Genomic DNA, 25,269 nt, shown 5'->3' with positions numbered 1-25,269 from the left:
GCGCGCCGCGCGGGCGGCATCCGTCCCGCCGTCAAGGCCGCGCGTCACGGCGCGCATCCTGCCTACCGTCGAGACATGACCACCGATCGCGATCAGTTCACCTTCGACAACCCCGTCACCCGCTACGCGCGTGTCGAGCCCCCGATCCAGCATCAGCCCGAACCGGGTGTGCAGGCCGACATGACTCCGATCCCCGACCTCGGGGAGAAGACGTACCGCGGTCTCGGCCGCCTCGAGGGACGAAAAGCACTCATCACGGGAGGCGACTCCGGCATCGGTGGAGCGGTCGCGATCGCGTTCGCGCGCGAGGGCGCCGACGTCGCGATCGTGCACCTTCCGGACGAGCAGCGGGACGCCGACCACATCCTCGAGCAGATTCGGGATGCCGGACGCACCGGCGTCGCGATCGCCACCGACATCACCGATCCCGACGCGTGCCGCGAGCTCGTCGACCGTGCTGCAGAGGCGCTCGGCGGCCTCGACATCGTCGTCAACAACGCCGGAAAGCAGGTCATGGTCGAGAGGGTCGACGAGCTGTCGGACGAGCAGTTCGAGCTCACGTTCCGAACCAACGTGTTCGCGCCCTTCTGGATCACCAAGGCGGCCCTCGCGCACTTGCCCGAGGGCGGGACCATCATCAACACCGCCTCGCTCGAGGCGTACGTGCCCGCCCCCGACCGCCTCGACTACGCGGCGACGAAGGCGGCCATCAACAACCTGTCGAAGGGGTTGGCGCAGCAGCTCGCACCGCGTGGCATCCGGGTCAACGTCGTGGCTCCGGGACCGACGTGGTCGGCCCTGCAGGTGAGCCAGGGCGTCTCGGACGACCAGATGGAGCACTTCGACGACGAGAGCACCTACCAGCGCGCCGGTCAGCCCGCCGAGATCGCTCCCGCGTTCGTCTTCCTCGCCTCGGCCGAGTCGAGCTACGTGTCGGGCGAGACGCTGAACGTCAACGGAGGCATGGTCACGCCCTGATCTTCACGCCCGGGCCGAACCCCTCCGTCTCCGCGTGCGAGACCCTCGTCTCGCGCGTTTCCCGGGGGCTCGGCCCGGGGCGTGCGACCGCACTTGCGCATATCGTCCGAATTGGCAAGCGGCCCGTTCCCGACCGGGGCGTGCGGGAGCGTGAAGGCATGCCCGTCACCCTTTTCCTGCTGCACGCGTTGGGTTCCAGCGCCGACGAGTTCTCGCACCTGCGCGATCTCCTCGACGGCACCGTCGATGTGCGCGGCGTCGATCTCCCCGGCTTCGGCACGCTCGCATCGGCTCCCGACTCCTCGCTCGACGCGACCGTCGAGCACGTGGTGCATCACCTCGCCCGCCATGCTCGGGGACGCTGGATGCTCGGCGGGCACAGCATGGGCGGGAAGGTCGCCGCGCTCGTGGCATCCCGGGTCCTCCGCGGCGACGCGCCCCTGACAGGTCTCGCCGGGATGGTGCTGATGGCGCCCTCTCCGCCGCGCCCGGAGCCGATGGACGAGGAGCGACGCGAACGCATGCTGTCGTGGGTGGTCGACGGCTCCCTGTCGGACCAGGATGCCGAGACGTTCATCGATCAGAACACCGCCGAGTCGCTCGAACCTCAGGCACACGAACGCGCCCTGACCGACCTCCGGCGCACCTCCCCCGCCGCCTGGCGCGCGTGGCTCGAGACCGGGAGCCGGGTCGACGCCTCCGCCGAAGTCGGGACCCTCGACCTTCCGGCCCTGGTGCTCGCTGGCGCCGACGACGCCGACCTCGGCGCGGCCGCTCAGCCCGAGCTGCTGGCATCCGTGTATCCCCGGGCACGGTTCGTGGCTCTGAGCGACACCGGCCACATGATCCCGCTCGAGCGCGCCGCCGAAGCCGCCGAAGCGATCGCGGAGTTCGTCGCCGACGAGGTCCTGCTCGGGCCCGTGGTGCCGGACGACTGGGCCGCCCTGATCGCCGGCGACCGCGTGGATGCCCGGGTGCGCGGCATCCTGAACCGCCGTGCGGTTCCCGACGACCGCGGATACGCCCCCGTCGTTCTCGATCTCGCCCAACTCACCCTGCTGCGCGAGATCGCCGACCTCGTCGTCCCGCAGGACGGGCCCGCGATCGACATCGCGGCGCGCGTCGATACGCAGCTCGCGCGCGGCGAAGGCGACGGCTGGCGCAACGCCGAGCTCCCACCCGACCCGGACGCCTACCGCGCCGGCCTCGACACGCTCGCCCGCGTCTGGCCGACCGATCCGACGGAGCGCGCGGATGTCCTTCGCGCGGCGATCGAGGGGACGACGGATGCCGACGGCCCCCTGAACGCGGGTCGGCTGAAGCTGTGGCTCGAGGACGTCCGCAACGACCTCGTCCGTCAGTGGCTCGCCCACCCCGCGAGCATGGCGCTCATCGGCTACGACGGTTTCGCGACCGGCGGCAGCCCGATCCGCGGGTACGTGGAACTGCGGCTGGGGCGCCGCGAAGACTGGGAGCCCGTCGGCGTCGGCGGCACCGTAGCCGAGGGAGACGCGGCATGAAGCTCGAGCAGATGCGCACGTTCGGCACCGACGAGACCGTCGACGTCGTGGTCGTCGGCACCGGTGCGGGCGGCGCTCCGCTGACCGCCGAGCTGGCGAAGAAGGGCCTCCGCGTCGTCGCGATCGAGGCCGGACGCCACTTCGCCCTCGACGACCTGACGCCCGACGAGAGCGAGGCGGTCGAGATCAACTGGATGTCGGAGCGCCTCAGCGACGGTGACGACCCGACCGCATTCGGTCCCAACAACAGCGGACGCGGTGTCGGCGGCTCGATGCTGCACTGGGGTGCCTTCACCCCGCGTCCCGACCGTCGCGATCTGGCTCTGCGCACCGAGACCGGTGAGGGCCGCGACTGGCCGATCGACCCCGACGAGTTGCTGTCGTACGTCGAACGCGTCGAGGGCGACATCGGGGTGTCGGGCCCGTCCCCGTACCCCTGGGACCCGTCGCGCCGCTACGCCTACGCTCCCGCGAAGCGCAACGCTCCCGCGAACCTCGTGGCCAAGGGATGCGATGCCCTCGGGGTCACCTGGGCGGACGCGCCCGCCGCGGTCCTCACCCGTGCGCGACTGCAGGATCACCACGGCGAGCGCGGAGCGTGCGTCAACTGCGGCGAGTGCCACCAGGGGTGCCGGACGGATGCCAAGGCCTCCACCGCCAACACGTACCTGCCCGCGGCGGTCGCCGCCGGCGCCGAGATCCGCGCCGAGGCGATGGTGCACGCGATCGAGGTCGACGCGCGGGGCCTCGTCGCCGCCGTCGTCTACCGCCAGGGCGGCGTGGACGTGCGTCAGCGCTGTCGCACGCTCGTGCTCGCGGGTGGCGGGGTCGAGACGCCGCGTCTGCTGCTGCACACCGGCCTCGCGAACGACAACGGTCAGGTCGGCCGCAACTTCCTCGCGCACGGGGCGACGCAGGTGTGGGGTCGTTTCGACGAGCCGGTGCGCGGACACCGCGGGTACCCGTCGTCGCTCATCAGCGAAGACATGATGCGGCCGGCCGACGCCGACTTCGCCGGCGGCTACCTCGTGCAGAGCCTCGGCGTGATGCCCCTGACCTTCTCGACCACGCTCGTGCGCGGTGGCGGACTGTGGGGCCCCGAGCTCATGCAGCGGCTCGAGCAGTCGCGATTCATGGCGGGGATCGGTATCAACGCCGAGTGCCTGCCGTCCGACGACAATCGTCTCGAGCTCGCGTCTGAGACCGACGAGTTCGGGATCCCCCGCGCTCGGGTGAGTTTCACCGCCGGGGCGAACGAGAAGGCGCTCGACGCGCACGCGACGGCGTTCATGCTGCGGGTGATGGAGGCCGCGGGCGCGCGCGAAACGCTCGTGCTCGCCCGGACGGCCCACACGATCGGCACCTGCCGCATGTCGCTGGACCCCGCCGACGGCGTGGTGGATGCCGACGGCCGCTCCCACGAGATCCCCAATCTGTGGATCAGCGACAACTCGGTGTTCCCGTCCGCGATCGCCGCCAACCCGGCACTGACGATCATGGCGCTTTCCCTGCGCACCGCCGACCGCCTCCTGGCATCCGTCGCCTGATCCCGACCGTCGTCTCTCCCCGCCGCCTCTCCCTATCGAGTGTCCAAGAAACGCCGCATCCGCGCCGCGCGAAGCGGCGTGTCCTGGACACTCAACGTCTCGTCGCGTGACACGGGAGAATGGATGCCATGAAGCTCGAGCATCTCCGCCGGTTCGCCGTCCTCGCCGAGGAGCTGCACTTTCCGCGCGCGGCCGAGAAGCTCGGCATCCCCCTCCCCTCCCTGTACACGACGCTCGACAAGCTCGAAGAAGAGGTGGGGCAGCCGCTCGTGCAGCGGACCCCGCCGACGCGCCTGCTCCCCGCCGGCGTCCTGCTCCTCGACGAGGCGTACGCCCGCATCGCCGACGCCCCGCCCCCCGCGCCGCGGCAGAAGGCTCCGGGCGGCGGCAAGGCGAAGGCGTCGAAGGGCAAGGGCCGCGCCCCCATCGTGAAGGGCCAACCCAAGCCCTACAAGAAGCGCCAGGGCCGCTGATCCCGTCGCACCACGCATAAACGCGATTCGCGCACATAAACGCGTTCTGCACGTGTTTCTGCGAGCGGATCGCGTTTATGTGCGTCCTGGCGCGCGGCGGAGTCCGCCTACAGCTCGGTGACCGCGCCGGCCTCGACCCGCCAGCGGCGGTCCGTCTCAACCGCCGAGAGCATCCGCCGGTCGTGCGTGACCAAGAGCAGCGTGCCCGTGTACGACTCCAGGGCCTGCTCGAGCTGCTCGATCGCGGGCAGGTCGAGATGGTTCGTCGGTTCGTCGAGCACGAGCACGTTGACGCCCCGTGCCTGCAGCAGGGCGAGGCCCGCGCGCGTACGCTCACCCGGCGACAGTCCGTCGACCGGACGCATGACGTGGTCGGCTTTCAGCCCGAACTTCGCCAGCAGTGTCCGCACCTCGCCGGAGTTCATCTCGGGCACGAACCCCTCGAACGTCTCGGCGAGCGGCCGCGCTCCGACCAACAGCGATCGCGCTTGATCGATCTCGCCGATCTCGACGCTCGCCCCCAGACTCGCGGTTCCGTCGTCCGGCGTCTGACGGCCCAGGATGCCACGCAGCAGCGTCGATTTCCCGGCACCGTTGGGTCCGGTGATGCCGATCCTCTCACCGGCGTTCACCTGCAGAGAGACGGGACCGAGAGTGAAGTCACCCTGCCGGAAGACCGCCCCGGACAGCGTCGACACCACGGAGCTCGAGCGCGGAGCCGAACCGATCGTGAACTCGAGCTGCCACTCTTTGCGCGGTTCCTCGACCTCCTCGAGTCGCGCGATCCGGCTCTCCATCTGGCGGACCTTCTGCGCCTGCTTCTCACTCGACTCGGTCGCGGCCTTGCGGCGGATCTTGTCGTTGTCGGGCGACTTCTTCATCGCGTTGCGCACGCCCTGGCTCGACCATTCCCGCTGGGTCCTGGCGCGCGCGACGAGGTCGGCCTTGGTGTCGGCGTACTCCTCGTACTTCTCGCGGGCCTGGCGACGCAGCGTCGCGCGCTCTTCGAGATACGCGTCGTAACCGCCGCCGTAGACCCGGTGCGAGTTCTGGGCGAGGTCGAGTTCGAGCACCCGTGTCACCGAACGGGCGAGGAACTCGCGGTCGTGGCTGACCAGCACCACTCCCCCGCGCAGACCCCGCACGAACGTCTCGAGTCGTTCGAGGCCGTCGAGGTCGAGGTCGTTCGTCGGCTCGTCGAGCAGGGCGATGTCGAAGCGCGACAGCAGCAGCGCAGCCAGGCCCACGCGAGCCGCCTGACCTCCCGAGAGGCCCGTCATCTCGGCATCCGGTCCCACGTCGAGTCCGAGGTCGGCCAGCACCTGCGGCATCCGCTCGTCGAGGTCGGCGGCACCGCTCGCCAGCCACCGTTCGAGAGCCGTCGCGTAGGCGTCGTCGGCACCCACGACGGTGGGATCGCCGAGGGCCGCGGCCGTGGCATCCATCTCGCGCGTCGCCTCGGCGCATCCCGTCCGCCGCGCGATGTACTGCGCGACGGTCTCGCCGGCGACGCGCTCATGCTCCTGGGGAAGCCAGCCGACGAAGGCGTCGGCCGGCGCGAGGCTGATCGACCCGCCCTGAGGCTCGTCGACGCCCGCGAGCAGACGCAGCAGAGTCGACTTGCCCGCGCCGTTCGCCCCCACGACGCCGATGACGTCGCCCGGCGCGACCGTGAGGTCGACGCCCTCGAAGAGCGTGCGGTGCCCGTGGCCCCCGATGAGGTTCTGCGCGACGAGGGTGGCGGTCATGCCCCTAGTCTCTCAGGGCACCGCCCGCCCGACCTCCCCACCGCACGCCGGTCCCCGAGCCCGTCTCGGGGACCGGCCACCGGCACACTCCCCACAGCGCAGAGGTCCCTGAGCCCGTCGAAGGGACCGGACACCGCTCGCTCACCGCGCCCGCGGATGCGCGGTGGCGTACACATCGCGAAGAGCGTCGGCGGTGACGTGCGTGTAGATCTGCGTCGTCGCCACGGAGGCGTGCCCCAGCAGCTCCTGCACCACGCGCACGTCCGCACCGCCCTGCAGCAGGTGCGTCGCGAACGAGTGCCGCAGCGTGTGCGGCGAGACGTGGGCGGTCAACCCCGCCCGCTCGGCCGCGGCCTGGATGATGAGCCACGCGCTCTGCCGCGACAGCGGCGCCCCCCGGACGCCCAGGAACAACCGGGGTGTTGGCCCGACCCTTCGCCGCGAGCGCTGGGCGCACCCGCGTCAGGTAGGCCTCGATCGCCGCGCGCGCGTACGAGCCCACCGGCACCACGCGCTCCTTGTCGCCCTTGCCGCGCACCCGCAGCAGATCGCCGTGCGCGGTGTCGTCCACGTCGAGGTGCACGATCTCCGACACGCGAGCTCCCGTCGCGTAGAGCAGTTCCAACAGCGCCCGATCTCGGACCGCGGCGGGATCGGCAGCAGACGCGTCGGCAGACCCCGGCCCCGGTCCCGCGGCATCCAGGAGATCCTCCACCTGGCTGATCGTCAGCGCCTTGGGTAGCCGTCGCGGCGTCTTCGGCGGTCGCACCCGACCGCTCGGGTCGTCGTCGACACGTCCTTCGCGCACCAGGAAGCGGTGCAGCCCCCGAACAGACGACTGCAGTCGCGCGAGCGACGATGCCGCGGGCGGTGGTTCCGCCGATGCGCGCTCAGCCACGAACTCCGTGACGAGCGCGGTCGTCACCGCCTCGATCTGATCGACGCCACGCGCGCGCAGCCACTCGACGTACACGGCGAGGTCGCGCCGGTAGGCGGACACGGTGTGGTCCGAGAGCCCGCGCTCGAGCGCAACGTGCCTGAGGTAGGTCTCGACCGCGCGCTCGAGCTCCACGTCAGCTCGCGGCGGCCTCGCGGCGAAGGACCTCGGCGGCGGCGAGCGCGCCGGTGGCCAGGATGCCGTTGCGCAAGCGCCCCGCCAGCACACCGTCGATCACATCGGCGAGAGCCACCCGCTCGACGCGCATGTCGGACTCCTCGTGCTCGCGCTCGTAATCGGTCTCGACCGATCGGAGCCCGCGGGCGAGGAAGACGTGCACGACCTCGTCGTTTCCGCCGGGGGTCGTGTGCATCGAGATGAGGTGCTGCCACCGGTCGGCCTCGAGGTCGACCTCTTCGGTCAGCTCACGCTTCGCCGTCTCGATCGGCGGCTCGCCCGCGACGTCGAGGAGACCGGCCGGGATCTCCCAGTCGCGCTCCTTGATGGGGTGTCGGTACTGCTGGATGAGCACGACACGCCCGTCGTCGTCGATCGCCACGACCGCCGCCGCGCCCGGGTGCTCGACGTACTGCCGGGTCATCTGCCCGTCGCCGTACCGCACGGTGTCGCTGCGCACGTTCCACACCGCACCCTCGTAGACGAGGTCGGTCGAGACGACCTCGAGGTCGACCCGCTCGTCGCGCAGCTCTTCCACGTCAGTCCTCCTCGACGTCGAACAGCTCGCTCGAACGGTGGCGCTCGAGTGCCGCGCCGACGAGGCCGCGGAAGAGCGGGTGCGGCTCGGTCGGCCGCGAGCGCAATTCGGGGTGCGCCTGCGTGGCGATGTAGTACGGGTGCACGTCGCGCGGCAGCTCCACGAACTCGACGAGATCGAGGTCGGGGTTCAGCCCCGAGAACACCAGACCGGCATCGCTCAGCTGCTGACGGTACGCGTTGTTGACCTCGTAGCGGTGGCGGTGACGCTCCGAGATGCGGTTCGCCCCGTACAGCTCGGCCGCGAGCGAACCTTCGGCCAGGTCCGCGGGATAGAGGCCGAGACGCATCGTGCCGCCCAGGTCGCCGCTCTCGAGGATGTCGACCTGCTCGGCCATGGTCGCCACGACCGGGTGCGCAGTGTCGGGGTCGAACTCGCTCGACGACGCGCCCTCGAGGCCTGCGACGGTCCGCGCGTACTCGATGACCATGCACTGGAGGCCCAGGCAGATGCCGAGCGTGGGTATGCCCTGCTCGCGCGCGAAACGCAGGGCTCCAAGCTTCCCCTCGATGCCCCGGATGCCGAACCCGCCCGGCACGATGATGCCGTCCACCGCGGAGAGGGCCTTCGCCGCACCCTCGGGGGTCTCGCAGAGGTCGGAGGGGATCCACGTGATCTTGACGTGCGTCTCCTGACCGAAACCGCCGGCCTTGATCGCCTCGGTGACCGAGAGGTACGCGTCGGGGAGGTCGATGTACTTTCCGACGAGGCCGATGGTCACCTCGTGCTTGGGGTTGTGCACGGCCTGGAGCACGCGCTGCCAGCGTGACCAGTCGACGTCGGCGGCCTTGTCGATGTCGAGTGCGTCGACGATGTAGGCGTCGAGCCCCTGGTCGTGCATCATCGTGGGGATGTCGTAGATGCTCGGCACATCGATCGCGTTGACCACCGCGTCCTCGTCGACGTCGCACATGAGCGCGATCTTGCGCTTGTTCGACTCGGTGACGGGGCGGTCACTGCGCAGGACGAGGGCGTCGGGCTGGATGCCGATGGAACGCAGCGTCGCGACGGAGTGCTGCGTCGGCTTGGTCTTCTGCTCGCCGGATGCGCCCATGAAGGGCACGAGCGAGACGTGCACGAAGAACACGTTCTTGCGACCCAGCTCGTGGCGGATCTGTCGCGCCGACTCGATGAAGGGCTGCGACTCGATGTCGCCGACCGTGCCGCCGATCTCGGTGATGATCACGTCGGGCTGCGGGCTCTCGCTCGCCTGCAGGCGCATGCGGCGCTTGATCTCGTCGGTGATGTGCGGGATGACCTGCACCGTGTCGCCGAGGTACTCGCCGCGGCGCTCGCGCGCGATGACCTGCGAGTAGATCTGGCCGGTGGTGACGTTCGCCGCCTGGCTCAGTTCGATGTCGAGGAAGCGCTCGTAGTGGCCGATGTCGAGGTCGGTCTCGGCGCCGTCGTCGGTCACGAAGACCTCACCGTGCTGGAACGGGTTCATCGTTCCCGGGTCGACGTTGAGATACGGATCGAGCTTCTGCATCACGACGCGCAGACCGCGGGCCGTGAGGAGGTTGCCGAGGCTTGCCGCCGTCAGGCCCTTCCCCAGGGAGGAGACCACACCTCCGGTGACGAAGATGTGCTTCGTCGTGAAGGTCTTGTTGTCTGAATTTCCCGCCGCGTCCGAAGTCTGCATCACGGGCTTCGATCCTATCAGTCGCATCTGTCCGGTGGGCTCGCGGATCCTCTCCGCCTCGTCCGGAAGTCTGGCACCGACCTCCGACATCCACGTCACGGGGTCGTGACGATCGCGGGTCGATCCGTCGGATCAGTCGACGGTGCGCCCGGTCTCGAGCAGTTCTCGGGCGTGCGTCAGCGCGGCATCCGAGTCGCTCAGCCCCGAGAGCAGGCGTGCCATCTCGGCCTCCCGCTCCGCCCCCTCGAGCCGACGGACACTGGATGCCGTCACCGCGCCGTCGTGACCCTTGACGACCGTGAGGTGGTTGCCCGCGAACGCGGCCACCTGCGCGAGGTGCGTGACGGCGATGACCTGCGACGACTCGGCGAGACGCGCGAGACGGCGCCCGACCTCGATCGCCGCCGCGCCGCCGATCCCGGCGTCGACCTCGTCGAACACGAACGTGGGCACCGGATCGACCCCGGCGATCACGACCTCGATCGCGAGCATGACGCGACTGAGCTCACCCCCTGATGCACCGCGTGACACCGGACGCGGATCGGCACCGGGGTGCGGCGCGAGCAGGATCGACACCTCGTCGCGCCCGTGACCCGCGGGGGTCGCGGGGGCGACGTCGACGGTCAGACGCGCGTCGGGCAGGGCCAGGGCGTGCAACTCCTCGGTGACCGCCGCGCCCAGTCGCGCCGCCGCATCGCGCCGCGCCGCGGTGAGTCTCTCGGCGGCCGCGTCGAGTTCGGCCGCCGCCGCGTCGCGCTGCGTCTCGAGGCGTTGCAGGCGGTCACCGTCATCGTCCAGCTCCACCAGACGGGCTGAGCCCGTCTCGAGCAGCGCGATGGCGGCCTCCACCGATCCGTGTGTTCGCGTCAGCCCGGCGAGCACCGCGCGCCGCTCGTCGACGGCGGCGAGTTCGTGCGGCCCGGACTCGTCGAGATCGGCGAGATAACCCGACAGCGCGACGGACGCGTCGGTGGCGCGGTACCCGAGGTCGGCGACCTGCTCCCCGATCGCGGCGAGCGCGTCGTCGCTCCCGGCGATCCTGTCGAGGGCGCGACGCGCTTCGGCGAGCAGAGTGATCACGTCGGGCGCGCCGTCTTCGTTCGAGAGCGCGGCATGCGCGGTGACCGCCGCGATCCGCAGCTCCTCCGCGTTCGCGAGGCGCTCGGCGCGGCGGGCGAGCTCCTCCTCCTCGCCCGGAAGGGGCGCGGCTGCCTCGATCTCAGCGATCGCGGCGCGGAGCTCCTCGGCCTCCCGCGCGCGCGCGTCGCGGTCGGTCGTGAGCGTGGTCAGCTCGGCATCGAGAGTCCGCCAGGTATCCCACGCCGCGCGATAGGCGGAGCGCGCGACGGTGATCGTCTCGCCCCCGAAACGATCGAGAGCCTCGCGCTGCGCCGACGACGACTTCAGCCGCAGCTGGTCCGACTGTCCGTGCACGACGACGAGTTCGTCCGCCAGGTCAGCGAGCACGCCCGCCGGAGCGGTGCGACCGCCGACAGTGGCGCGTCCTCGTCCTTCGCTCGAGACCGTGCGGCCGAGGTACAGCTCGGCGGATCCTTCGCCCACGGGCTCGACGTCGCCGCCGGCTTCGCGCACGCGAGCAGCGACCGGACCGTCCTCGGGGACGATCCAGACGCCCTCGACCGCTGCCTGCGCCGCGCCCTTGCGCACGGCGCCGGAGTCGGCGCGTTGGCCCAGGAGAAGACCCAGCCCGGTGACGACCATGGTCTTACCGGCGCCCGTCTCGCCCGTGATCGCCGTGAAGCCGCGCCCGATCGGCAGCGTCGCGTCGGCGATGACGCCGAGGTCGCGAAGTCGCATCTCCTCGATCACGAGGCACCTCCCGACGCGCCGCGCCATCCCGTGACGGGGAGACGGAACTTGCGCACGAGTCGTTCGGTGAACGCCGCAGGATGCAGGCGCGCGAGACGAACCGGCCGCGACGAGCGGCGTACGACGACCCGAGCACCCGGGGGCAGCTCGTGCGAACGGCGCCCGTCGCACCACAGGATGCCGCTTCCGCTCGTGCGTTCGAGGACCTCGACCGCGACGCTCGCGTCCGGGCCGACGACCAGGGGTCGGGCGAAGAGCGCGTGCGCGGACAGCGGAACCACCGCGATCGCCTCGACGGTCGGCCAGACGACCGGACCCCCGGCGGAGAAGTTGTATGCGGTCGACCCGGTCGGAGTCGCGATGACCACCCCATCGCAGCCGAACGACGAGAGGGGGCGCCCGTCGACGGCCATGACCACTTCGAGCATGCGCTCGCGGCTGGCCTTCTCGACGGTCGCCTCGTTCAGGGCCCAGGTCTCGTAGATGACGCGGTCATCGGCATCCTGGATCTTGACCGCCAGGGCGAGGCGCTCCTCGACCGTGTAGTCCCGAGCGATCACGCGACGCACCGCGTCGTCCATGTCGTCGCGCTCGATCTCGGCGAGGAAGCCGACGTGGCCCATGTTGATGCCGAGAATGGGAGCCGTACTCCCCCGCACCATCTCGGCCGCGCGAAGGATCGTCCCGTCTCCGCCGAGCACGATGGCGAGCTCGACGTCGTCGATGCCCACGTCGGTCCCGAGAGTCGCAACGCCCTCGAGCGACAGGCGTTCCGCGAGCTCGGGCCGGTCTTCGGCCGAGACCACGGGCACAGCCCCCGCCGCAAGCACCGCGGAAATGATGCGCTGGGCGGCCTGGACGGTGTCGTCGCGGCGCGCGTGGACGACGAGGAGGATTCGGCGATCGCTGGGGGTCATCGGCTTCCGGTCAGTCGGGTCACGGTGCTCTCCCATTCTGAGGGGTCGGTGCCGTGAGCGGCCGAGAACCACACGACGTACTCCTGGTTGCCGTGGGTTCCGACGAGAGGCGACGAGATCAGGCCGTTCGTCTTGAGCCCGGCGTCCCAGGCGGCCCAGAGCACACTGTGCACGGCGTCGGATCGCAGGGCCGGATCGGTGACGAGCCCGCCCTTGACCGCGGTGCGCCCGACCTCGAACTGCGGCTTGACCAGCAGGACGACATCGGCGTCCGCCGCGGCGGTGTCGACCACCGCGGGCAGCACGTGGTGCAGGGAGATGAAGGAAAGGTCGCCCGTCACGAGCGTCGGGCGTTCGGCGACACCCGTGGCTTGTGCGAGGGAGGCGGCGGTCATGAACCGCACGTTATACCCCTCGACCGACACCACGTCGGGGTCGGCCGCGAGGGCTGTGGACAACTGGCCGTGTCCGACGTCAACGGCGAGAACCGGACGCGCTCCGCGCTCACGGAGCACCTGGGTGAACCCGCCCGTCGACGCCCCGAGATCCAGGGCGACGCGGCCCGGGACCTCGATCTCGAAAGCGTCGAGGGCGGCGATCAGCTTGTGGGCACCCCGGCTGACGTAATGGTCGGGGCTCGCCACCTCGATCACGCTGTTCTCGTCCACCGCGGCGGAGGACTTGACGACCGCCCTCCCGTCGACGCTGACCTCGCCCGCGGAGATCAACTGCGTGGCGTGCGAGCGCGATCGCGCCAGACCACGGGCCGCGAGTTCGGCATCCAGGCGCGTCATGCGCGTGCGGCCGGCGGCGCGTCGCGAGGGCCGGACTCCAACCTTCGCGCCAACTCGTCGTGCAGCGCCGCGTACGCGTCCGCCCGGGTGTCCAGCGGCTGCTCCTCGATGATGCGCAGTCGGCTGATCAGCTCGAGGTCGGCGTCGTGCTCTCGGCTCTCCGACATGGATGCCATGGTACCGGCGTCAGCGCACGCGGAACGGGTCCGCGTAGAGCTGCTCCGGAACGCGGAACCCGAAGATCGCACGGCCGGAGTTCCAGATCGCGGCCGCTCCCGCCCTCAGGAGATCGATCTGGCGCGAGCCCTCGGACACGATCCGGAGATCGACGCCGTCGATCTCGACGACAGCGTCGCCGACGCGAGTCCGCTCACCCTTGACGATCGTCGCAGGGTACGGCTCGAACAGCTGGCGCAGGTCGGAGACGATGAAGTCTGGACGCTGCGAGGGCGGAGCCGCGAGCACCTGTTTCGGACGATCGATCCCGGTCAGGACGAGGAGCGACGCCATCTCGGCGGCTCGCGCACCCTGGATGTCGGTGTCGAGGCGATCGCCGATGAACAGCGGATTCCTCGCGCCGGTGCGGGTCACCGCCTCGTCGAAGATGGGACGCTCGGGCTTCCCTGCGATCGTGGCGAGACGTCCCACGGCGGTGTGGACCGCCGAGACGAGGGTGCCGTTTCCCGGCGCGATCCCCCGGGCCTGCGGAATCGTCCAGTCGGTGTTCGTCGCGACCCACGGGATGCCGCCCTCTTCGACGGGGGTGGCGAGCGCGTAGGCGGCTTCCGCCAGCTGCGCCCAGCCCACCTCGGGCGCGAATCCTTGCACCACCGCAGCGGGTGCGTCCTCGGCGCTGCGCGTCACGACGAAGCCGGCCTTCTCGACCTCGACGACAAGACCTTCTCCGCCGATCACGAGGAGCGTGGAGCCGGCCGGAACGAGGTCGCGCATGAGTCGCATCGCCGCCTGAGGGCTCGTGACGACATCGCCCGCCGCGACCCGCAGCCCCAGCGACGACAGATGAGCGGCGACGGTGGCATCGGTACGGGACGCGTTGTTCGTGATGTACCCGAGACGACGCCCCTCCTCCTGGGCACGGTTCAGACTGTCGACCGCGTGCGGGAGCGCGCCCGGACCGGCGTACACCACGCCGTCCAGGTCGGCCAGCACCACGTCGACTCCGTCGAGCGGAGTCTGTTCCTGCTTGCTCCGCCCGAAGATCACGGCGTCTCCTCGGAAGCGTCGTCGTCCGTGTCGTCGTCCGAGTCGACGTCAGCGACGGGAATGACTCCGGATGCCACATCCACGCCACCTTCATCGTCGATGAGGTCGATCTCCTCGACGACGATGACCTCGCGATCAGCGACACCGGAGGCGGCGTCGAGCGCGTCCGACGCGATCTGCGCGCGGCGCTCCCATTCGGCTGCTTCGTCGTGACGGCCGAGTTCTTCCAGAACTGCGGCGCGCGCGGAGAACAGTGCGGGGCTCCATTCGAAGGCGCGGTCCGGGTCTGCCTCGGGGATGTCGAGCTCCTGGAGGGCGCGGTCCGTCTGCCCGAGATCGAGGCGGGCACCCGACATCGCGATGGCGAGCTGCACGCGCACCGGAACCGAGAGGGTCATCCGATCGACCGCCCGACCTTCCTCGAGCGCACGATCCGGGCGACCGACGCCGCGCTCGCTGTCGACGATCAGGGGCAGCTGCTCGTCCGAGCCGGTGATCCGTCGGTGGGTGCGCAGTTCGCGCAGCGCCAGGGCGAAGTCACCGACCGCGTAAGCCGTGATGGCAACCGTCTCGCGAACGACTCCGACGCGGCCGGCGCTGCGTGACGCCGCCAGGGCGTGCTGGTGCGCCAGGTCGGGGTCTTCGTCGATGAGCCGGGCGGCCATGGCGAGGTGTCGGGCGACGTTCTCGGCGTTGTCTTTGCTCAGAGTCTTGAGCTCGTTGCGCGCTGCACCCGGCAGGTCCCATGCAGTGACCTCTTCGGGGATCTCCGGTCCGCGCTCACGGCGATCTTGGGGCGGTCGCGTCGCGCGAAAGTCCTCACGATCGAAGCGTCGGGGCGCGCCGGCGCCGGGACGACGATCGCCGGTCGGACCGCGGTCACCGCCGCCGAAGCTGCGCCCCTCACCCTCGCGCCGCGGTCGACCGGACGAGTCACCGTCACGGCGGAACGGACGGTCCGTGTCACGGGCCGGTCGACCCGCACCGCGAGAGTCGCGACCGAAGGACCGTTCCCCGTCGCGCTGAGGGCGGCCATCGAAGGAACGCTGCGGACGCGCGTCACCATCCCGGCGGAACGACCGGTCGCCGTCGCGCGTCGGACGGCCGGCACCCTGCCCATCACGACGGAACGGCCGCTCACCATCCCGCGGCGAGCGCGCGTCGTTGTCGCGACGGAACGGACGATCGCCCTCGCGACGGTACGGGCGCTCACCGTCGCGCGGCGGTCGGCCAGCACCCTGGCCGTCACGACGGAACGGGCGCTCTCCATCCCGCGGCGGCCGCGCGTCGTTGTCGCGACGGAATGGACGATCGCCCTCGCGACGGTACGGGCGCTCACCGTCGCGCGGCGGTCGGCCAGCACCCTGCCCGTCACGACGGAACGGGCGCTCTCCATCCCGCGGCGGCCGCGCATCATTGTCGCGACGGAACGGACGATCGCCCTCGCGTGCGGGGCGACCAGCACCCTGCCCGTCACGACGGGAGGGGCGGCCGCCGTCCCGCGGCGAACGTCCATCGCCGTCGCGGCGGATAGGGCGATCCCCATCACGCCGAGCGGGGCGATCCCCTCGCGGAGCTCCGCCCGAGGACCGTCCACCACCGGATGCACGGTCGCCCGAGCGCCCTCCGTTGCCCTTGCGATCGTTCGCGTCGTCGGTCGACATGACAGTCCTCCTCGGGAAAAAACTACCCGTAAATGCGAAATGGCCACCCAGCTTTGGGTGGCCATTTCGTTAGAAGAAGTCCGGCGGTGTCCTACTCTCCCACAGGGTCCCCCCTGCAGTACCATCGGCGCTGAGAGGCTTAGCTTCCGGGTTCGGAATGTGACCGGGCGTTTCCCTCTCGCTATGGCCGCCGAAACACTATTGATGTTTCAAAAACCAACAACGATTACTTTCATTGTTGTGTTCCCGACCGTACATCGAGAACCACTCAGTGGACGCAAGCACCAAAAACGGTGTGTTATCAAGTCATCGGCTTATTAGTACCGGTCAGCTTCACGTATTACTACGCTTCCACATCCGGCCTATCAACCCAGTAGTCTGGCTGGGAGCCTCTCACCCGAAGGTATGGAAGTCTCATCTTGAGGCCGGCTTCCCGCTTAGATGCTTTCAGCGGTTATCCATCCCGAACGTAGCTAATCAGCGGTGCTCCTGGCGGAACAACTGACACACCAGAGGTTCGTCCAACCCGGTCCTCTCGTACTAGGGTCAGATCCTCTCAAACTTCCTACGCGCGCAGCGGATAGGGACCGAACTGTCTCACGACGTTCTAAACCCAGCTCGCGTACCGCTTTAATGGGCGAACAGCCCAACCCTTGGGACCTACTCCAGCCCCAGGATGCGACGAGCCGACATCGAGGTGCCAAACCATGCCGTCGATATGGACTCTTGGGCAAGATCAGCCTGTTATCCCCGAGGTACCTTTTATCCGTTGAGCGACAGCGCTTCCACAAGCCACTGCCGGATCACTAGTCCCGACTTTCGTCCCTGCTCGACCTGTCAGTCTCACAGTCAAGCTCCCTTGTGCACTTACACTCGCCACCTGATTGCCAACCAGGTTGAGGGAACCTTTGGGCGCCTCCGTTACATTTTGGGAGGCAACCGCCCCAGTTAAACTACCCACCAGGCACTGTCCCTGAACCGGATCACGGTCCTAAGTTAGATATCCAGAGTGACCAGAGTGGTATTTCAACAATGACTCCACACTCACTGGCGTGAATGCTTCAACGTCTCCCACCTATCCTACACAAGCCACACCGAACACCAATACCAAGCTGTAGTAAAGGTCACGGGGTCTTTCCGTCCTGCTGCGCGTAACGAGCATCTTTACTCGTAATGCAATTTCGCCGAGTTCGCGGTTGAGACAGTTGGGAAGTCGTTACGCCATTCGTGCAGGTCGGAACTTACCCGACAAGGAATTTCGCTACCTTAGGATGGTTATAGTTACCACCGCCGTTTACTGGGGCTTAAATTCTCAGCTTCGCCTTGCGGCTAACCGGTCCTCTTAACCTTCCAGCACCGGGCAGGCGTCAGTCCGTATACATCGTCTTGCGACTTGGCACGGACCTGTGTTTTTAGTAAACAGTCGCTACCCACTAGTCTCTGCGGCCACCACACCCTTTCGGAGCAAGTCCTAATAAGTGGATGGCCCCCCTTCTCCCGAAGTTACGGGGGCATTTTGCCGAGTTCCTTAACCACGATTCTCTCGATCTCCTTGGTATTCTCTACCTGACCACCTGAGTCGGTTTGGGGTACGGGCAGCTAGAACCTCGCGTCGATGCTTTTCTCGGCAGCATAGGATCACCCACTTTTTATCCGCATCGTGTCTCAGCCTGAATGACTCCCGGATTTGCCTAAGAGTCGGCCTACGCACTTGCACCAGGACAACCATCGCCTGGCTTGGGCTACCTTCCTGCGTCACACCTGTTAATACGCTAGCCGCACCAGCATGGGGTCGAGCGTTCACACAGACGATCATCACCCCGAAGGGATCCGAAACATTCTGAGCTAGGACTCTTAGCACCACTGGATTAGCTTGGGCGGTTCTTCGCCGGTACGGGAATATCAACCCGTTGTCCATCGACTACGCCTGTCGGCCTCGCCTTAGGTCCCGACTTACCCAGGGAAGATTAGCTTGACCCTGGAACCCTTGGTCTTTCGGAGGACGTGTTTCTCACACGTCTTTCGCTACTCATGCCTGCATTCTCACTCGTGTAGCGTCCACGGCTGGGTCACCCCGCCGCTTCACTCGCCACACGACGCTCTCCTACCCATCAACACGGCTGGACCACGAAGGCCTACCAAAAATGTCAATGCCACAACTTCGGTGGCGTGCTTGAGCCCCGTTACATTGTCGGCGCGGAATCACTTGACCAGTGAGCTATTACGCACTCTTTCAAGGGTGGCTGCTTCTAAGCCAACCTCCTGGTTGTCAAAGCAACTCCACATCCTTTCCCACTTAGCACGCGCTTAGGGACCTTAGTTGGTGGTCTGGGTTGTTTCCCTCTCGACTATGAAGCTTATCCCCCACAGTCTCACTGCTGCGCTCTCACTTACCGGCATTCGGAGTTTGGCTGACGTCAGTAACCTTGTAGGGCCCATCGGCCATCCAGTAGCTCTACCTCCGGCAAGAAACACGCAACGCTGCACCTAAATGCATTTCGGAGAGAACCAGCTATCACGAAGTTTGATTGGCCTTTCACCCCTATCCACAGCTCATCCCCTCAGTTTTCAACCTAAGTGGGTTCGGTCCTCCACGACGTCTTACCGTCGCTTCAACCTGGCCATGGATAGATCACTTCGCTTCGGGTCTAGGACACGCGACTGAATCGCCCTATTCAGACTCGCTTTCGCTACGGCTACCCCACACGGGTTAACCTCGCCACGTATCGCTAACTCGCAGGCTCATTCTTCAAAAGGCACGCTGTCACCCCTACTAAGGAGGCTCCAACGGTTTGTAAGCAAACGGTTTCAGGTACTATTTCACTCCCCTCCCGGGGTACTTTTCACCTTTCCCTCACGGTACTTGTCCGCTATCGGTCATCTGGGAGTATTTAGGCTTATCAGGTGGTCCTGACAGATTCACACGGGATTTCTCGGGCCCCGTGCTACTTGGGATACTCTTCACGCCAAGAACAGGCATTTCGACTACGGGGTTCGCACCCTCTATGACCGGCCATTCAAAACCGTTCGTCTATACCCTCTTGTCACGTCGACTGCTCGGCAGAACAATCAGAAAAGTCCCACAACCCCCAACATGCAACGCCTGCCGGCTATCACACACGCTAGGTTTAGCCTCTTCCGGTTTCGCTCGCCACTACTCACGGAATCGCTGTTGCTTTCTCTTCCTGTGGGTACTGAGATGTTTCACTTCCCCACGTTCCCTCTACCCGCCCTATATATTCAGGCGGGAGTCACCAGGTACGCACGCGCCCTGGCGGGGTTTCCCCATTCGGACACCCTCGGATCAAAACTCGCTTATCAGTTCCCCGAGGCTTATCGCAGATTGCTACGTCCTTCTTCGGCTCCAGATGCCAAGGCATCCACCGTTTGCTCTTAAAGACTTGAAATCACATGAGTTGAATCGTCAAAAAATTGACTAATGATCTTTAAGATCATCTACACCACACAACCCCGAAGAGTTGCATGGAAGATGCTCGCGTCCACTGTGTAGTTCTCAAAGTACGGGCGGTACCCACCCCAGCCACCGGAACACCGGCACCGAGACAGGCCCTCAAGGAAACAGCCACCAACCACCACCAGCCACACGACTAGCGCGATCAGCGCCCGGCCCCTCAGGACCCAACAGCGTGCATGTATCAGACACTCCAACCCGAACCGTTCCAGTGGCAAGCCACGTACTAAACCCGGAACCTTCGTCCCTGACACCTCATCAAATGTTCCACCCATGAGCTAACCGGCAGACACATTCGGTCTGATCCGGCGCCTGGACACCAACAACCCGAAGGCCATCCGTGCCAGATGCTCCTTAGAAAGGAGGTGATCCAGCCGCACCTTCCGGTACGGCTACCTTGTTACGACTTAGTCCTAATTACCGATCCCACCTTCGACGGCTCCCTCCACAAGGGTTGGGCCACCGGCTTCAGGTGTTACCGACTTTCATGACTTGACGGGCGGTGTGTACAAGACCCGGGAACGTATTCACCGCAGCGTTGCTGATCTGCGATTACTAGCGACTCCGACTTCATGAGGTCGAGTTGCAGACCTCAATCCGAACTGGGACCGGCTTTTTGGGATTCGCTCCACCTTACGGTATTGCAGCCCTTTGTACCGGCCATTGTAGCATGCGTGAAGCCCAAGACATAAGGGGCATGATGATTTGACGTCATCCCCACCTTCCTCCGAGTTGACCCCGGCAGTATCCCATGAGTTCCCACCATTACGTGCTGGCAACATAGAACGAGGGTTGCGCTCGTTGCGGGACTTAACCCAACATCTCACGACACGAGCTGACGACAACCATGCACCACCTGTTTACGAGTGTCCAAAGAGTTGACCATTTCTGGCCCGTTCTCGTATATGTCAAGCCTTGGTAAGGTTCTTCGCGTTGCATCGAATTAATCCGCATGCTCCGCCGCTTGTGCGGGTCCCCGTCAATTCCTTTGAGTTTTAGCCTTGCGGCCGTACTCCCCAGGCGGGGAACTTAATGCGTTAGCTGCGTCACGGAAACCGTGGAATGGTCCCCACAACTAGTTCCCAACGTTTACGGGGTGGACTACCAGGGTATCTAAGCCTGTTTGCTCCCCACCCTTTCGCTCCTCAGCGTCAGTTACGGCCCAGAGATCTGCCTTCGCCATCGGTGTTCCTCCTGATATCTGCGCATTCCACCGCTACACCAGGAATTCCAATCTCCCCTACCGCACTCTAGTCTGCCCGTACCCACTGCAGGCCCGAGGTTGAGCCTCGGGATTTCACAGCAGACGCGACAAACCGCCTACGAGCTCTTTACGCCCAATAATTCCGGATAACGCTTGCGCCCTACGTATTACCGCGGCTGCTGGCACGTAGTTAGCCGGCGCTTTTTCTGCAGGTACCGTCACTTTCGCTTCTTCCCTGCTAAAAGAGGTTTACAACCCGAAGGCCGTCATCCCTCACGCGGCGTTGCTGCATCAGGCTTCCGCCCATTGTGCAATATTCCCCACTGCTGCCTCCCGTAGGAGTCTGGGCCGTGTCTCAGTCCCAGTGTGGCCGGTCACCCTCTCAGGCCGGCTACCCGTCGACGCCTTGGTGAGCCATTACCTCACCAACAAGCTGATAGGCCGCGAGCCCATCCCAGACCGAAAAATCTTTCCAAACACGACCATGCGATCACGTCTCATATCCAGTATTAGACGCCGTTTCCAGCGCTTATCCCAGAGTCCAGGGCAGGTTGCTCACGTGTTACTCACCCGTTCGCCACTGATCCACCAAGCAAGCTTGGCTTCACCGTTCGACTTGCATGTGTTAAGCACGCCGCCAGCGTTCATCCTGAGCCAGGATCAAACTCTCCGTAAAAGAAAAATGCCCACCCAACCGGAATAAGGTCGGGACAAGCGAGTTCAATCTGACCAAACAGGAAGTCAAAACTGACTATCCAGATGCCAACCCCAAAGGGTTGGACTTTGATCCAAAGGAATTTCTCGCAATCCGAAAAACGGACCGACGAGGAATAAATTGGCATTTGACAAGTGCACGCTGTTGAGTTCTCAAGGAACGGACGCACCCACAGAAACGATCTCTCGACCTACCCGTGAGGCAGTTCACTTCTATATGTGCCACATACGGCAGTCAACACGACGAAACAGACTTCCAGAGGAAGAGCTTGTGTCGATGACAGGCGCCGAGTGGCAGGATCCCAACTGTAGACCAGAGAATCGAAACTCTCAAGTGCCGCGTTGGGGGTGGTTCACCGCTTGAGAGGACGCGGGGCCTTTCGGCCGCTCCGCTCTCCCCTGTGGGGCGAACAAGTAATAAGTTACGCGGATCCCGCGCACTCGTCCAATCCACACCACCGCCCGGGCGTGTCGCACCCCCGAAACCGCGGAAAGACGCGGATCTCAGGTCCAGCGCTCGACACCGCCCCATCGGCCGACCCACGACTCGAGGTGCGGCTCGTCGCGCACGGGAAGTACTCCGTTCGTCACGACGGTGCCCGTCGTGAACCCGACGGCTCCGTGCCATCGCTCCTCACGGCGCCGCGCCCGACGCGAGGTCGCCTCGCCGATGGCCGTCCCGTCCGCAGACCGGACGATGAGACGCCCCTCGTCTCCCTGTCCGAGCCTCGCGAGCCGCTCGCGCAGTTCGTCGGCGTCGAGAACGACGACGGGCTGCGTCAGCCGGAGCACCACGCGAGCGTCGGGGATGTTCCCCACCACGAGCCGCGGGTCGGTCGTCAGGACTGGCACGGTGGGGGTGGCATCCAGGATCACCGTTGCACGAGGGAACGCTTCGAGGACCGAGTCGACGCACAGGAAGGTCGCCGCCGGCGCGAACTCTCCGTCCAGGTGGATGGCGAGGTCGGGGGTTCTGGGCAGCAGGCCGCGACCGGAGGATCCGTCGACGGGGATCAGGTCGGCGAGCGTGAGTGTCTGCGCATTGCCCTCGCGGGCGCGATCGACGCCCGGTCGTTCGGCCCACTCAGGTCCGTCATGCCAGGCGACGGCATCCGGAATGTGCGCGAAGACGGCGCCGGCCTGCCACGCGCGGTGGGCCCATTCCCAGTCCTCGCCGCCGTATGACGAGAAGCTCTCGTCGAATCCTCCGACGTCGTCGAACATCGCGCGTGAGCAGGCCATCACGGCACCGATGATGTACCGGTAGCTGCGGTCGTCGGAGAGCCGGAGGTTCTCGGTGCGGGCGTATGCGTCGAGAAGCCACTGCGGCTCGGGCAGCTCGACGGTCGGAGCGATCTCGGCGATCGGCGCAGAGGGGTCGGTCCCCGCGAGGGCGGCGTGCCGGCGTCGCCCCACCGTGACCGCCTCGGGCAGGAGCCCGGGCAGGCGCGTCATCGCTCGGACGTACCCCGGCTCGGGCGCCGTGTCGGCGTCGAGAAAGCACAGGATCTCGCCCGTACTCGCGGTGACTCCCCTGTTCCGCGCGGCGGCGGCCCGGAACCCGAGGTCCGGCTGGCTCACGACCCGGACGCCCGGAGGCACGATCGGCGCGGAGGGAGAGCCGTCGTCGGCGACGACGATCTCGACGAGATGCGCGGGATAGTCCTGACGCGACAGCGCGAGGAGCGTCCGGTCGAGCTCGGCCTGCTGGTCGTAGTGCGTCACGATGACGCTCACCCGCGCGAGGCGTGACGGTGCGTCCGCGACGTCGTCCCACCGGTTGCCGACCACCCACCCGGGTGCGCTCATGAGAGCACCTCGGCCCACCACCGGAGGTACGTGCGGGCGGCTTCGGCCCCATCGAACGGGATGGGGTCGACGCCGTGCCAGGTCGAGGACGGGTCGTCGAAAGCCTCACGAATCGCAGCCGGCAGGGCCTCCGGTTCGACGGAGCGCAGTGTGCCCGGACGCAGCGCAGACATCTCGTCGACGTAGCGGTTCCGAACCGCGACGGGTCGACGGCCCCAGCCGATCCACGACGCCAGCGACCCGGACGCCGAGACGTGCCGATGGGCGATCACCGGAACAGCGACCGTGCGTGCCTGCACCGCCATCTCGGCGTCGTCGAGCCAGCCCGTGACCTCGGTCGTCACCCCGAGATCGCGGGCGCGCCGGACGAAGGCGTCGAGTTCGTCGGCGTGACCGTCCGATGCTCGCCCGAGTACGCGAAGCCGGGGCAGTCCCGCCGCGACGGTCGCGGCGAGCGCTTCGTCGTGTCCCTTGCCCGGGTAGAAGTACCCCAGAACCCCCACGGCGTCGTCGAGTCGGGGACGGGTCGACAGCGTGTGCGCGGTGACGGGAAGCGGCACCACGGCGACGGGCCCGCTCCACACGCCCTCTTCATCGAGCAACGCGCGCTCATGCTCGCTGTTGACCGCAATCGCCCGTGCCGCTCGGGCGACCGCCGCGTAGAACGCTCGCCTGCGGGGCCGGTTGCGCTCCCCATCCGAGGCTTGCGGAACGTCGTGCAGGGTCACGGTCAGCGGATGACGGGCGGCCAGCGCCAGGACGTGCTCGGTCGCGTCCTCGGGCGACGTTCCCCACAGCCGGTCGGTGATCTGCGCGTGAACAGGGGTTCCCGGGGTGAGGGATGAAATCTCCGCCGGGTCGATCACCCGAGGATCGGCCCCGAGATCCGTCAGCGCGTCGGCGAGGTCACGCCCGTACACCGCGACCCCGTGAGGGCCGGGGTGGACGAGGAGGACCGGGGCCGTCACGCCGCCCGCCAGCGGTGCAGGAGCGGGGCGATGCGCGTGACGGCAGCGGCGACGAACTCCGGCCGCTCGGCATACCAGGCGCGGTGGGCCTCGGACACGGTCGCGGTGGGGAGGATCTCGCCCCCGACGGTCCAGTCGGGCTGGGGCTCGGCATCCAGGTTCCAGGCATCAACCACCCACTCCTCGAGCGGGGCGCGCACCCCGGCGAGGATCGGACGCCCGGGATCGACCGCTCGTCCGGGCGCGCCGAGGGCCGCGACCACCCGCTCGCCGAGAGGGAGGAAGACGGCGTTGCCGGGGTGGTTGACCGTGCGGGCGAGGTCGGCGACGACGGGGGTGAACAGGTCGGATGCCGCGACGTCGAGGCCGAGCGCCTCACGCCGTCGCAGCTCGGCGATCGAGTCCGCAGCGACTTCGCGTACGGACTCCGCCGGCAGCTCGCGGGCGACCGGAAGGCCCGCGGCCTCGGCCAGCAGGCGCACGTCGTGGTAGGCGACCAGCGGCGGATCGGGCTCGAAACCGGGGAGGCGCAGCACGACCTGGAACGGGTGCAGACCGGCGTAACGGATCGAGGGGACGAGGACCACGCGGGCACCGCTCGGGAGGGACGCCCGCAGCTGCGCGGTGCCGAGCGGGAGGCCCCGGTAATCGTCACGGACCGGCTGTGCGACGAGGAACGAGGCCCGCGCGAGCACGTCATGCAGGCGCACGGCGTCGGTTTTGGTGAGCTCGTGCACGGCCGGAACCCGGATGGTGGGGAGCGCGTCGGAGGCGATCACGAGACGCAGGGACTCGGCCTGGCAGTTGCCGACGACCACGCCGAAGCGGGCGGGAAGCGGGGCCTCGCCGAAGAACTCCGCGTAGTGGCGACGGCGCGCTATCACCGTCCCGCCGTGGTCCGCAAGGCTCGTCTTGCCACCCTCGTCGCCGCTCATGCTGTGAACGTATCCGTCGGTGCCGTCGTCGTCCCAACCGCCCCGTTGCATTGCGATGTCTCCGTCGATGCGGTACGCGCACCGACGAAGCCGCTGCACGAGGAGGAAAAAGAATCGA

General features: G+C 67.2%; 16 protein-coding genes, 3 rRNA genes and 1 pseudogene. 4 read left to right on the top strand and 16 right to left on the bottom strand.

Annotated features, from left to right (window positions below; all coding sequences use genetic code 11):
* The first annotated feature begins 75 nt into the window (after window positions 1-75).
* The 4 genes from QE388_RS09100 (at window position 76) to QE388_RS09085 (ending at window position 4,518) form a co-directional block, all read left to right on the top strand.
* A complete protein-coding gene (locus QE388_RS09100; RefSeq protein ID WP_307384887.1) occupies window positions 76-978 on the top strand; it encodes an SDR family oxidoreductase in 903 nt (300 codons plus the stop codon).
* A gap of 158 nt (window positions 979-1,136) precedes the next feature.
* A complete protein-coding gene (locus QE388_RS09095; protein ID WP_307384886.1) occupies window positions 1,137-2,498 on the top strand; it encodes an alpha/beta hydrolase in 1,362 nt (453 codons plus the stop codon).
* Window positions 2,495-4,045, top strand: coding sequence for a GMC family oxidoreductase (locus QE388_RS09090; RefSeq protein ID WP_307384884.1), 1,551 nt, complete (start codon window positions 2,495-2,497; stop codon window positions 4,043-4,045). Before QE388_RS09095 ends, QE388_RS09090 begins: the two co-directional genes overlap by 4 nt.
* A 128-nt stretch (window positions 4,046-4,173) precedes the next feature.
* Window positions 4,174-4,518: a LysR family transcriptional regulator gene (locus QE388_RS09085; protein WP_307384882.1), complete on the top strand. Its 345-nt coding sequence runs from the start codon at window positions 4,174-4,176 to the stop codon at window positions 4,516-4,518.
* Window positions 4,519-4,625: 107 nt separating this feature from the next.
* Here QE388_RS09085 and QE388_RS09080 read toward each other — a convergent pair whose 3' ends face one another.
* From QE388_RS09080 to QE388_RS09005, 16 genes and pseudogenes are all read right to left on the bottom strand, one after another.
* Complete coding sequence (locus tag QE388_RS09080) at window positions 4,626-6,266, bottom strand: ABC-F family ATP-binding cassette domain-containing protein (protein ID WP_307384881.1); 1,641 nt, start codon at window positions 6,264-6,266, stop codon at window positions 4,626-4,628.
* Between the two features lie 141 nt (window positions 6,267-6,407).
* Window positions 6,408-7,338 (bottom strand): annotated as a pseudogene (gene xerD / locus QE388_RS09075) (site-specific tyrosine recombinase XerD).
* A gap of 1 nt (window position 7,339) precedes the next feature.
* Window positions 7,340-7,918: an NUDIX hydrolase gene (locus QE388_RS09070; protein ID WP_307384878.1), complete on the bottom strand. Its 579-nt coding sequence runs from the start codon at window positions 7,916-7,918 to the stop codon at window positions 7,340-7,342.
* A gap of 1 nt (window position 7,919) precedes the next feature.
* The gene (locus QE388_RS09065) at window positions 7,920-9,620 is read right to left on the bottom strand and encodes a CTP synthase (protein ID WP_275799703.1); all 1,701 of its coding nucleotides are present in this window, start codon (window positions 9,618-9,620) and stop codon (window positions 7,920-7,922) included.
* Window positions 9,621-9,752: 132 nt separating this feature from the next.
* Window positions 9,753-11,450, bottom strand: coding sequence for a DNA repair protein RecN (recN, locus tag QE388_RS09060; protein WP_307384876.1), 1,698 nt, complete (start codon window positions 11,448-11,450; stop codon window positions 9,753-9,755).
* On the bottom strand, window positions 11,447-12,367 hold the full coding sequence (locus QE388_RS09055) for an NAD kinase (RefSeq protein ID WP_058626887.1): 921 nt from the start codon (window positions 12,365-12,367) through the stop codon (window positions 11,447-11,449). Before QE388_RS09055 ends, recN begins: the two co-directional genes overlap by 4 nt.
* Window positions 12,364-13,161, bottom strand: a complete 798-nt coding sequence (locus QE388_RS09050; protein ID WP_307384873.1) for a TlyA family RNA methyltransferase — start codon at window positions 13,159-13,161, stop codon at window positions 12,364-12,366. The genes QE388_RS09055 and QE388_RS09050 overlap by 4 nt, the downstream gene beginning before the upstream one ends.
* Window positions 13,158-13,328 (bottom strand): hypothetical protein, encoded by a 171-nt coding sequence (locus QE388_RS09045; RefSeq protein WP_307384872.1) that lies wholly within the window; start codon window positions 13,326-13,328, stop codon window positions 13,158-13,160. Before QE388_RS09045 ends, QE388_RS09050 begins: the two co-directional genes overlap by 4 nt.
* Window positions 13,329-13,347: 19 nt before the next feature.
* Window positions 13,348-14,385: an HAD-IIA family hydrolase gene (locus tag QE388_RS09040; RefSeq protein ID WP_373426611.1), complete on the bottom strand. Its 1,038-nt coding sequence runs from the start codon at window positions 14,383-14,385 to the stop codon at window positions 13,348-13,350.
* Window positions 14,382-15,050: a hypothetical protein gene (locus QE388_RS09035; RefSeq protein WP_307384870.1), complete on the bottom strand. Its 669-nt coding sequence runs from the start codon at window positions 15,048-15,050 to the stop codon at window positions 14,382-14,384. Before QE388_RS09035 ends, QE388_RS09040 begins: the two co-directional genes overlap by 4 nt.
* A gap of 1,077 nt (window positions 15,051-16,127) precedes the next feature.
* Window positions 16,128-16,244: ribosomal RNA gene (gene rrf, locus QE388_RS09030) — 5S ribosomal RNA — on the bottom strand.
* 102 nt (window positions 16,245-16,346) lie between these two features.
* Window positions 16,347-19,456: ribosomal RNA gene (locus tag QE388_RS09025) — 23S ribosomal RNA — on the bottom strand.
* A 423-nt stretch (window positions 19,457-19,879) separates the two neighbouring features.
* Window positions 19,880-21,401 (bottom strand): 16S ribosomal RNA (locus QE388_RS09020).
* The 16S, 23S and 5S rRNA genes sit together here, the layout of an rRNA operon.
* Before the next feature lie 542 nt (window positions 21,402-21,943).
* Window positions 21,944-23,248, bottom strand: a complete 1,305-nt coding sequence (locus QE388_RS09015; protein WP_307384868.1) for a glycosyltransferase family 2 protein — start codon at window positions 23,246-23,248, stop codon at window positions 21,944-21,946.
* Window positions 23,245-24,216 (bottom strand): hypothetical protein, encoded by a 972-nt coding sequence (locus QE388_RS09010; RefSeq protein ID WP_307384867.1) that lies wholly within the window; start codon window positions 24,214-24,216, stop codon window positions 23,245-23,247. Before QE388_RS09010 ends, QE388_RS09015 begins: the two co-directional genes overlap by 4 nt.
* Window positions 24,213-25,151 carry a WcbI family polysaccharide biosynthesis putative acetyltransferase gene (locus tag QE388_RS09005; protein ID WP_307384866.1) on the bottom strand — a complete coding sequence of 313 codons (939 nt, stop codon included), beginning with the start codon at window positions 25,149-25,151 and terminating at the stop codon, window positions 24,213-24,215. Before QE388_RS09005 ends, QE388_RS09010 begins: the two co-directional genes overlap by 4 nt.
* Window positions 25,152-25,269: the final 118 nt, after the last annotated feature.

The sequence above is a fragment of the Microbacterium sp. SORGH_AS_0969 genome, from assembly GCF_030818255.1.
In the GTDB taxonomy this organism is placed as follows: domain Bacteria; phylum Actinomycetota; class Actinomycetes; order Actinomycetales; family Microbacteriaceae; genus Microbacterium.
This window is presented reverse-complemented; position numbering and strand designations above follow the sequence as displayed.